8 protein-coding genes are annotated in these 11,300 nt (G+C 41.1%); all 8 read left to right on the top strand.

Annotation, left to right across the window (positions count from 1 at the left end; translation table 11 throughout):
* Positions 1–3 precede the first annotated feature (3 nt).
* Positions 4–3,222, top strand: coding sequence for a type I restriction endonuclease subunit R (locus tag AACV33_RS01655; RefSeq protein WP_182699753.1), 3,219 nt, complete (start codon positions 4–6; stop codon positions 3,220–3,222).
* A gap of 1 nt (position 3,223) precedes the next feature.
* On the top strand, positions 3,224–3,940 hold the full coding sequence (locus tag AACV33_RS01650) for a M48 family metallopeptidase (protein ID WP_182699752.1): 717 nt from the start codon (positions 3,224–3,226) through the stop codon (positions 3,938–3,940).
* A gap of 194 nt (positions 3,941–4,134) precedes the next feature.
* Positions 4,135–5,283: an L-threonine dehydrogenase gene (yiaY, locus tag AACV33_RS01645; protein ID WP_182699774.1), complete on the top strand. Its 1,149-nt coding sequence runs from the start codon at positions 4,135–4,137 to the stop codon at positions 5,281–5,283.
* Positions 5,284–5,590: 307 nt separating this feature from the next.
* Positions 5,591–6,190: a GTP cyclohydrolase II gene (locus AACV33_RS01640; protein WP_017020478.1), complete on the top strand. Its 600-nt coding sequence runs from the start codon at positions 5,591–5,593 to the stop codon at positions 6,188–6,190.
* A gap of 207 nt (positions 6,191–6,397) precedes the next feature.
* Complete coding sequence (locus AACV33_RS01635) at positions 6,398–7,651, top strand: imelysin family protein (RefSeq protein WP_065610582.1); 1,254 nt, start codon at positions 6,398–6,400, stop codon at positions 7,649–7,651.
* Between the two features lie 129 nt (positions 7,652–7,780).
* Complete coding sequence (locus tag AACV33_RS01630) at positions 7,781–9,169, top strand: di-heme oxidoreductase family protein (RefSeq protein ID WP_065610580.1); 1,389 nt, start codon at positions 7,781–7,783, stop codon at positions 9,167–9,169.
* A gap of 9 nt (positions 9,170–9,178) precedes the next feature.
* Entirely contained in the window at positions 9,179–10,192 is a 1,014-nt protein-coding gene (locus AACV33_RS01625) for an imelysin family protein (protein WP_017020475.1), read from the top strand.
* Entirely contained in the window at positions 10,173–11,294 is a 1,122-nt protein-coding gene (locus tag AACV33_RS01620) for a DUF1513 domain-containing protein (RefSeq protein ID WP_182699751.1), read from the top strand. The genes AACV33_RS01625 and AACV33_RS01620 overlap by 20 nt, the downstream gene beginning before the upstream one ends.
* Positions 11,295–11,300: the final 6 nt, after the last annotated feature.

The raw sequence follows: 11,300 nt of genomic DNA, 5'->3' as shown, positions 1-11,300 counted from the left end.
TACATGAAAAACAACGAATTCAATAAAGTAGAAGCCCCTGCCATTGCTCAGTTGGTTCAACTAGGGTGGACTTACATTCAAGGCAAACAATTGTCACCAGATTATGCTTGCGCCGATGGCATTCCTGAGCGTACTTACCTGCGTGATGTAGTGTTAGTCAAACGCCTTGAAGCTGCGATTAAACGCATTAATCCGTGGATAAGTGATGAGAACCTTCGCAAAGTCTCTCGTGAAATCACGCACCCCAATTTCGCCGCCTTAATGGAATATAACCACGCCTTCTATCAAACCATGGTTAATTACCTCTCAGTAGAGCAAGACCTAGGCAAAGGGCGAAAAGGGCAGACGGTTAAACTGGTTGATTTTGAAACCCCAAGCAACAACGAATTCTTATGTACTAACCAATTTAAAGTAGAAGGCGCAAACCAAAGCATCATTCCTGATATTGTCTGCTTTGTTAATGGCATTCCGCTAGCCGTGATTGAGTGCAAATCACCGTATATTTCCGCGCCGATGAGTGATGGCATTAATCAATTACGCCGTTACGCGAATCTACGTCATACCGATGATCACGAAGGGGCTGAAAAACTGTTTTGGTATAACCAACTCATGGTATCGACCTGCCGAGATCAAGCCAAAGTGGGCACCATCAGCTCAAGCAGTCAACATTATGGTGATTGGAAAGACGCCTATCCATTTTCTGATGCACAATTAGCGCAGCAATCATTACGCAATAATATCGTTCCACTTCATTCTGCTATTACGGTTCAAATCCCTGACGATGCGTTAGACGAGAGTGAAGATAACGCCACAAAGCATGATGAATGGCAACAAGCCGCCGAGCCAGCAGCAAGTTATGACGTATTAACCGAAGTTACCGCGCAGCAGCGTTTATTAGCGGGTATGTTCAGTATTTCAAACTTTCTCGATATTCTGCAAAACTTCATATTATTTGAAACTGATGACGGTCGCTTGATTAAAAAAGTGGCGCGTTATCAGCAATATCGTGCCGTTAATAAAGTGATTGAACGCTTGAAATCAGGCAAGGATCGAAAAGAAAGAAGTGGTGTCGTTTGGCATACACAAGGCAGTGGTAAATCGCTGACCATGGTGATGCTTGCAGTCAAAATGCGTCGTGATGCCGAATTAAAACAGTACAAATTGGTGTTTATTACCGACCGAACTCAGCTTGATGAGCAGTTATCAAATACCTTCCGCGATGCGCAAGGTGAGACGGTGTATAACGCAGGCTCTGTGGCAGAATTAAAAGAATTACTAAAAAAAGACAGCTCTGATCTTGTGACCGCGATGGTACAAAAATTTGCTGATCTCGAAAAAGAACAAGAGAAGCAAAAAACAGTAGCAGAAGGGTTTGCTGATTTAAACCCAAGCGACAAAATCATTGTCTTGGCTGATGAAGCGCACCGAACCCAATTTGGTGGTTTGGCAATGACGATTAATGCTGCATTACCTAATGCGCCTAAAATTGGTTTCACCGGAACTCCATTGCTGAAAACTCAAAAAATGAACCAAGCGTTTGGTGGTTACATCGATGAGTACAAAATAAACCAAGCGGTAGAAGATGGCGCAACGGTTAAACTGCTTTATGAAGGCCGTGAAGTGAAATCGGAAGTGGCAGGTGATTCACTCGATAAACTGTTTGAAGAATATTTTGGCGAATACACCGAAGAGGAACAGCGTGAGATCAAAAGAAAATACGGCGTAGAGAAGGCCGTTCGTGAAGCGCCTGCTCGTATTCGTTGGGTGTGTATCGATTTAATCAAACACTATAAAGAACATATTCGTCCTGATGGCTTTAAAGCAATGATCGTGGTGGGCAGTCGTCATGCGGCGACTATCTTTAAAAAGACGTTAGATGAATTAGGTGCGCCTCACTCAGAGGTGATTATCTCGGGCGATCACAATGATGAAAAGTACCTGACTCAATACACCGATAAAGTGCATCAAAAGAAAGTCATCGCTAATTTTAAAAAGCCCTTTGGTATCGATAAACAAGGCACTAAAGAGAAAAATAAAAAGTTTAATAACACCGCGTTCTTAATAGTCAAAGACATGCTGTTAACCGGCTTTGATGCGCCTATTGCTCAAGTGATGTATATCGACAGAAAGCTGCAAGATCATACTTTAATGCAGGCCATTGCCCGCGTTAACCGGACTTATAAAGGTAAAGAGTGTGGTTATGTGGTGGATTATCATGGGTTAGCGACGCATCTTACTGAGGCGTTAGAGTTGTTTAGCAGCGATGATGTAGAAGGGTCGTATCAAAGCTTAAAAGATGAAATACCAAAGCTAAAAGCCAAGCATACTCGTGCGATGTCGTTCTTTAAGCAGGTACTTAATAACGGTAAACCGAGTGACGATATTGATGATTACGTTTTAGCATTAAAAGATGAAACAGTGCGAGCGCAATTTGACATGGCATTCAAACAGTTTGGTAAGCAGCTTAACGTTATTTTGCCTGATGCCGAAGCAGCCCCGTTTATTCCTGATATGAAGTTATTAGGCAAGATCCACAATGCCTCGAAAACCAAATATCGAGACGAAGGGCTAGACATGAACGACATTGGTGCCAAAGTGCGCCAATTAGTGGATGAGCATATTCTTAGCACGGGGGTTGATCCGAAAATCGCACCGATTGATTTACTGGCAGCCAATTTTAAAGAAAGCATTACAGCGATTAAATCGGACGAATCTAAAGCGTCTGAAATAGAAAGTGCCATTAAGCACCATATTACGATTAATTTGGATGAAGACCCTGAATTTTACCGTTCGTTGAGTTTACGTCTGCGCGACATTATCGAAAAAACAGCCGGTAAATGGGCGCAGCAACTTGAGTTAATGTTAGAGATGAGAGGGGATATTGGCTCAGCGTATCAACAGGCGGCGCAAGATGTCGGTTTGTCTGAAACTGAGTTCGCTTTTTACAATATTCTTATCGCCGAAGTCACCAACGTCAGTGATGGCGATGTGATTGCCGAATCAACCCATGATGAGATTAAAGCGGTAACGCAAGCGTTAGTTATCATGCTTGATGAAGCGACGGAAATTGTCGATTTCTTCAATAAACAAGATGAAATAAAACGCATGAAGAAAGAGATCAAGCGTGCTGTGCTTGATCAACCATTTGGCGATAAAGCCTTGGTAACGGTTCTACAAGATCGCTTCATGGACTTGGCGAAAACCAAGTTTGGAAACAAATAGCATGGCAAAAGAGAAAAAGGCAGAACTGATTCAACGAGAAAGTTATTGCGTTTACATTGAGCGTACTTCTCGCAGAAAAACCGCGTCCATTAAAGTGGAAGAGGGAAAGGTCATTGTCGTTGTGCCAAGAAAGCTCGATCTTGAACGCATAGAAAAGTTAATTACAGATAAACACCAGTGGATTATCGAAAAGCTCGCGTTAAATCAGCATGCGACACCGATGAATGCGAGAGAGTATGTGTCAGGTGAGGCTTTCCCTTACCTTGGGCGTAATTATCGCTTAAAAGTGGTGGCAGGTGATCTAACTCAAACCAAATTGATTGCAGGGCGTATTCTTGTCACAGTGCCTGAACCTAAACATCAACCACAGTATATTAATCGTGCCTTGGTGAATTGGTATAAACGGAATGCTGAAAAGAAAATTCGTGAAAAAGTTCACCGCTATGCGTCGATGGTGGGGGTTGAAACTGCGGTTATTCGTATTAAAGAGTTTAAAAGCCGTTGGGGGAGTTGTACGCCTTACGGGGATTTAGAATTTAATTGGTTAATCATGCAAGCGCCAAATCGCGTAGTGGATTATGTGGTGATTCATGAATTGTGTCATCTCATTCATCACGATCATTCGCCTCAGTTTTGGAAAGAAGTTGAAAGAGTGATGCCAGATTTTCAAGAGTGTAAAAAATGGCTTAAAGAGAATGGTCATTTATTAAGTGTTTAACTTGTTGTTTTTATTATCAATAAATTAGCGTGTTTTTATGTGACCTTACGCATTAGAGCTAGTGCTCTAGGTCGCATTTTTACTGTAACAAAATAAACCCGTTACAGAACTTGTCTCAGATCAAAAATAAACATAATCAAAAAGTGGTACAACATAACCAGTTGTTAAATTTTATATGAATTATATTGGAGTTGATTATGAGTGCATTTTTTATCCCTAGCATAAATCTAATGGGTGCGGGTTGTCTTACAGAAGCAATGGACAGCATCAAATCTCAAGGCTACAAAAAAGCGTTAATCGTGACTGATAATGTATTAGTCGCTATCGGCATGGTAAAGCAAGTTTCTGATTTATTAGCTGAGCGCGGTGTAGAAGTTGCGGTGTTTGACGGCACTCAGCCAAATCCAACCATTGGTAACGTAAACGCAGGTCTTAAAATCCTACAAGAAAATCAGTGTGACTTAGTTATATCTTTAGGTGGCGGTTCTCCACATGATTGCGCTAAAGGTATTGCTTTAGTTGCGGCGAATGGTGGTGAAATTGCAGATTATGAAGGCGTAGACCAATCGCCAAAACCTCAAATGCCTTTAGTTGCTATCAATACAACCGCAGGCACGGCATCAGAAATGACCCGTTTCTGTATTATTACTGATGAAGCACGTCACATTAAAATGGCGATTGTGGATAAGCACACAACGCCGTTAATGTCAGTGAACGATCCAGAGCTAATGCTTGCTAAACCGGCCTCATTAACGGCAGCTACAGGTATGGATGCATTAACGCATGCAATTGAAGCGTATGTGTCTATTGCGGCAACACCAATCACAGATGCCGTAGCGATTAAAGCGATGGAACTAATTCAAGCGCATTTACGCACCGCAGTAGCCGATGGTCAAAACCTTGAAGCCCGTGAGCAAATGGCGTACGCACAGTTCATGGCTGGCATGGCATTCAACAACGCTTCTTTAGGTTATGTTCATGCAATGGCGCACCAATTGGGTGGTTTTTACGACCTTCCACATGGCGTATGTAATGCCATTCTTCTTCCTCATGTACAAAGCTACAACGCAAAAGTATGTTCAGAGCGTCTAAAAGACGTGGCAAAAGCAATGGGCGTAAATGTAGAAGGTATGACGAACGAAGAGGGCGCACAAGCGGCTCTTGATGCTATTAAGGTCTTATCAAAAGACGTAGGTATTCCTTCTGGTTTAACTGCATTAAATGCAAAAGAAGAAGATTTTGATACCTTGGCGGAAAATGCGCTTAAAGATGCGTGTGGATTTACTAACCCTAAACAAGCAACGCATGACGAAATTGTGAGCATTTTTAAAGCGGCAATGTAAGAATACCCATTTTAGTAATTATTTGCTCATTCTTACTGGTTAACTCACTTAATAGCGGCGTTAAAAATTAGGATGGTAGAATAACTACTTATCATAATTTTTGTCTTGCTCTTAAATGACTTTCCTGCGTAATAATTGAGCATTTAATTAATGTTATTGGTATAAATAAGTAATTTATTAATAAAGGCCTAATATTTATTAGGTCTTTTTTTTGATTCTTGCATTTTTACTAGATATGCTTATGATCTTTTTATCTGATTAAATCGTAGAAGAGTCATCTTCTCATTGAAAAAGGCAGTAAATCAGCATGACAAAGGTAAGAGCTCGTATCGAGTTAAGTGTAGGGCAACACAGTAATATCCCTGCGGAAATGCTTTCATTTGAAGGGTTAGAAACAGAAAAAGAGCACGTTGCTATTGTTTTTAATCAAGCAGATAAAACACAAAAAACGCCTTTGGTTCGTATGCATTCAGAATGCTTAACAGGCGATGTTTTTCACTCTTCACGATGTGATTGTGGTGAACAGTTAGAAGAAAGTATCAATAAAATGGCGATAAGTGGCGGCATTATCTTATATCTCCGCCAAGAAGGTCGTGGTATTGGTTTGTATAATAAGTTAGATGCTTATGAGCTTCAAAGTAAAGGCATGAACACGTACGAGGCAAATAATCATCTAGGCTTTGGTGATGATTTACGTGATTTCAAAGAAGCGGCTCAAATGCTAGGAGCGTTAAATATCACCACAATTAAGCTTGTGACGAACAATCCAAAGAAAATTAAAGATATTCAAGATTATGGTATTACGCTAGATGAAGTGGTTCATACTCATGCTCATATAAAAAAAGGCAATGAGAATTATCTGCAATCAAAAGTAGATCATGGACATCAGTTAGATTTAGATAAATGATCAATTGAGTGGTTAGAAAAACGTTGAAGCCTCATTAATTAATGGGGCTTTTTTATATCTAAGTAATAATTGTTAATCTTAATGATAAATATTTGCATTTATATTTGTTTTTAGTATATTACGCAAATAAAAATAATTATCATTAATACTTCCTAACAAGAAAGGCAGGTTAATGACTAAAATTCATTTGCTCAACAAGGATGATTCATGAATCACGTCAACATTACTCGGAATTTACTTACTGCATCACTATTTGTTTTACCTACTTTTTCCTATGCAGCAACTCAATCTGAAGTAGTCGAACATTACGCAGATATCGCTCATGCGGTTTATAGCGATGCATTAACCACAGCACAATCGCTTGATACCACGTTAAATGCTTTTTTAGCGAACCCTTCAGAGAAAACACTAGAGCAAGCAAAAATCGCATGGAAAGCCGCTCGTGTTCCTTACCAACAATCCGAAGTTTTTCGTTTTGGTAACCCAGTGGTTGATGATTGGGAAGGGCAATTAAATGCATGGCCACTTGATGAAGGGTTGATTGATTATGTGGCTGATGATTACCAATACGAATTAGGTAATGATGGCGCCAAAGCAAATATTGTCTCTTCTGAAAGCATTAAAATCGGAGCAGAAACAATTGATGTTACCGACATTAAAGCCGATCACTTAGCTGCTCTTAATGAGTTAGGTGGATCTGAAGCGAATGTAGCAACTGGTTACCATGCGATTGAATTTCTTCTATGGGGTCAAGATCTCAATGGAACGAATGCCGGAGCTGGTGAGCGTCCTTATACGGATTATGCCATCGGTTCGGCATGTACGAACGGTAATTGTGAGCGTCGTGCTGAATATTTAAAAGCGGCGTCTGAATTATTGATCAGTGATTTGTCTTGGATGGAAAAACAGTGGAAAGAAGGCGAGACAAATTACCGAGCAGAACTACTGGCAGAGTCTTCAAAGCAAGGTCTTCGTAAAATGCTATTTGGTATGGGCTCTTTGTCTTTAGGTGAGCTTGCTGGTGAGCGTATGAAGGTAGCATTAGAGGCTAACTCGACAGAAGATGAGCATGATTGTTTTTCTGATAACACGCATAACTCTCATTATTATAATGAACAAGGCATCTACAATGTTTATACCGGTACATACAAACGTACGGATGGAACAACATTAGCAGGCCCAAGTATTCATGAATTGGTGGCTCAAAAAGACAAAAAAGCGGCCAAAGAGATCCAACAACAGTTTGATCAAGCTCGCGAGCAAGTGAAAACATTGGTGATTTCTGCAGAAGAAAACAATCAACATTTTGATCAACTCATTGCTGCAAATAATGCGGCAGGGAATGCATTGGTTAATCAATCGATTATGGCATTAGTGACTCAAACGGCGTCGATTGAGCGTGCGGCTAATATCATTGGCATTACAAGCTTAAATCCTGATACCGCGGATCATGAGTTTTAATTTACGACTCTTTATTCGGTAACGTTGTACCTAGGCTCAATTACTTTTCTTCCCCGAGAAAGTGATTGAGCCGTTTTTCGTTTAACCATTGGTTAATTATTGCTAATGAATATCAGGATCTTAGATATCATGAAATCTTCAGTCGCTGGAACGCTTCTTCTGCTTATCGTTACTTCTTTTTCTGTGCATTCTTCTGATGTTGCTTCTGGAGGAAAAACCAGTGTGCGAAAAGAAGGGGCAAATGCGTTTTCTTTACCTGCCGCCAATCTTCCAATGAGTAAGCGTTTAGATTTTAGTGTGGGCAACAGCTTTTTTCGTAACCCTTGGGTGCAAGCCCCTGCATCAACGGATGCTAGAGATGGATTAGGTCCATTATTCAATACTAACGGTTGTCAAAATTGCCATATTAAAGATGGTCGAGGTCATGCACCAAGAGAAGGGGATACTAATGCCGTTTCAATGCTGGTGCGTTTAAGTATTCCTGCATTAACACCGGAGCAGAAAAAACGCGTAATTATTGAGGGTGTTATTCCTGAACCTATCTATGGCGGACAGTTACAAGATTTTTCGTTGTCTGGTGCAAAGCCTGAGGGCCAGATACACATTACTTACAGTGAAAAGAAAGTGCAGCTGTCTGATGGTGACGTTGTCACTCTTCGTAAACCGAACTTATCTATTAAAGAGTTAGCTTATGGGGAGATGGATAAAAATGTGCTGATGTCTGCACGGGTTGCACCACCCATGATTGGCTTAGGATTACTAGAGTCAATTCCTGAATCAACGATCCTAGAGTTTGCAAAGAAACAGCAGCAGGACAATAACGGCATCTCAGGGAAAGCGAATCGTGTATGGGATGTAAAAAACGAAGCATTGGTTTTAGGTCGATTTGGCTGGAAAGCCGGCCAACCGAGTTTAATGCAACAAAATGCGGCGGCATTTAATGGTGATCTTGGATTAACCAGTAATTTATTCCCGAAAGATGATTGCACTCAAGCTCAAACTATTTGTGAAAAGCTACCCCATGGCGGTACGCCAGAAGTGAGTGATAAGATCCTAAACTTTGTTGAATTTTATTCACAACATCTTGCTGTTCCTATTCGTCGTAATGTAAAGGATCCTCAAGTGATCGCCGGTCAAAGAATCTTTAAAGACATTGGATGTGAAAGTTGCCATCAGTCGAATATTAAAACAGCCAATATTACGAACAGACCTGCATTGTCGAATCAAACCATTCATCCTTACACCGATATGTTATTGCATGATATGGGGGAAGGGCTCTCTGATAATCGTCCCGAATTTTTAGCGGATGGACAAGAGTGGAGAACGCCACCGTTATGGGGGTTAGGTTACTTACAAGAAGTGAATGGGCATACAGAGATGTTGCATGATGGGCGTGCTAGAAACGCCCTTGAAGCCATTCTATGGCACGGTGGTGAAGCGCAGCAAAGCCGTGATGATGTCGTCAAACTATCAACCCAAGATCGTAACGCATTATTAGCGTTTTTAGCGTCGCTATAGGGATTAGCTATGAAACCTCTTTATTTATTATTCGTCTCCGTGGTTTTTTTAACGGCTTGTCAAAGTACAACGAGTGAGCAACCAGATTCCATTCAAATGGTCGATCATGTTTATTTTATTGAAAAACAATCGGCTGAGCGTTTAGCGGCTTCAAGTCAACGATTGTCGGATAAGTTTGCGGCTTATTGCACTAGTGGACAGCATAAAGGTGAGTTAACTGAACAATGGCAACAAACAATGGAAGCGTGGATGGCTTTACAAGGACAAGAGAGAGGTCCTGAGTCAGCATTATCATTAAATTGGAATATGCAATTCTGGCCTGATAAGAAAAACACCACAGGTAGAAAAATGAGCCAATTGCTGACTAAAGATCAAGAGTGGAATATCCCGGAGATCCAACGGCAAAGTGTGACAACTCAAGGGTTAGGAGCGATAGAGTGGTTGTTATTTGATGATGCCTCAACACTACCAAGTGAAGGTTCGTGCGAATTAGGCAGTGCAATAACGAGTAACTTTTCATTAAACGCTCAGAAAATAGCACAAGCGTGGCAAACTAACCCGTGGGACGAAGTAGATGAAACCATGTGGTTAAACGAATACGTTGCGTTGCTTGCGAATCAACTTGATTACAGTATGAAAAAAATAAGCAGACCGTTAGCAAAAATAGGTCAACCGAGACCTTATTTTTCTGAGGCATGGCGTTCAGAAACCTCATTACTTATGCTGGAAAAAAACGTTGAGGCAATGCAGGCGTTGTATTTAGCAAATGGTTTCGGATTAGATCATCATTTGAGAATGGAAGGGCATGTAGATTTAGCGGATCGTATTGTTGACCATTTTTCATCTACGTTAGAAACGTGGCCTGAAAGTCCTTCTTTATTTACGACATTACAAAGTAAACTTGGATACCAACAAACCCTCTCTTTATACAATAAGTTAGAGTATTTGAAATACTTAATCCACGAAGAAGTCGCCATCGAATTGAACATCGCAATAGGATTTAATGCCACTGATGGAGATTAATAAGCAAAGACGGAGCTTATTGAAAGGTGGTGTTGGGGTGGTTACGTTGTCCCCTTGGTTAGCCGCTTGCTCTGGAATCAATACTCATGAGAAAAATGGTTCGCCATCACTGATCTCTTGTGCTCGTACTGCTAATGGGCACTTTAATGCGATTGTGGCTGACAGCGAGGGACTTCCTATTCATGCTATTTCTTTACCTGAAAGAGGGCATGGTGTTGCGATAAGCCCTGATGGTTCGCTCGCGGTTGCGTTTGCTCGTAGGCCCGGCAGTTATATGCAATTGTTTACTGTTAAAACGGGTGAGAGTTTTTCAATTACCGCGGCGATGCCTAATCGCTATTTTTATGGTCACGGTGTGTTTTCTTCTGATGGTAAGACGTTGTATGTCACTGAGGGAGAGAAAGAGACCAGTAAGGGAATTGTAGGTGTTTACCACCTTTCAAATAACCAATTAACGAAAGTGCATGAATTTACCGATTTTGGAATTGGTCCTCACGAAATTATAAAAGTCGATGACACCACATTGGCCATTGGGGTTGGTGGTGTGCATACCAAAGACAGAGAGCCGATGAATATTGAAACGATGATTCCTGCATTGGTGTATCTGTCGACGGTTACAGGGGAGGTCCTTGAAAGCGTAGGGCTTCCAGATCATAAGTTAAGTATTCGTCATTTATCATTAGCGGATGATGGGCGAGTATTGTGCGGACAACAATATCGTGGGGAACCCGAAGATGGTATGCCGTTAGTGGCCATCCATGAACGTGGTAAACCGTTAGTTCAATTAAATGCAGAACCAGAAGAATGGCTTAGATTTAATCATTACATTGCCAGTATCTCCGTATTGGGTGAGCACGTGATTGCAACGTCTCCTAGAGGGAATTGCTATGGTGTATGGGATTTAAAACAAAATGCTTTGGTTGAGATTGTGACTTTAGTTGATGCCTCTGGGGTGGTGGTAAGTCGTAATTATAAAGATATTCCACGGTGGTATATTAGTTCAGGTGCCGGAAAGGTGGTTGGGCGAACTGAAAGTGGCGAGGTTGAAAGCCATCAAACAACGGTAATGTGGGATAATCATTGGAGTAAAATTCTGGTCTGAATACCA

Origin of the sequence: Aliivibrio sp. SR45-2, assembly GCF_963890165.1 — a bacterium.
GTDB lineage: Bacteria > Pseudomonadota > Gammaproteobacteria > Enterobacterales > Vibrionaceae > Aliivibrio > Aliivibrio salmonicida.
The sequence above is the reverse complement of the archived record's forward strand: the minus strand, read 5'-3'. Positions and strand labels throughout refer to the sequence as shown.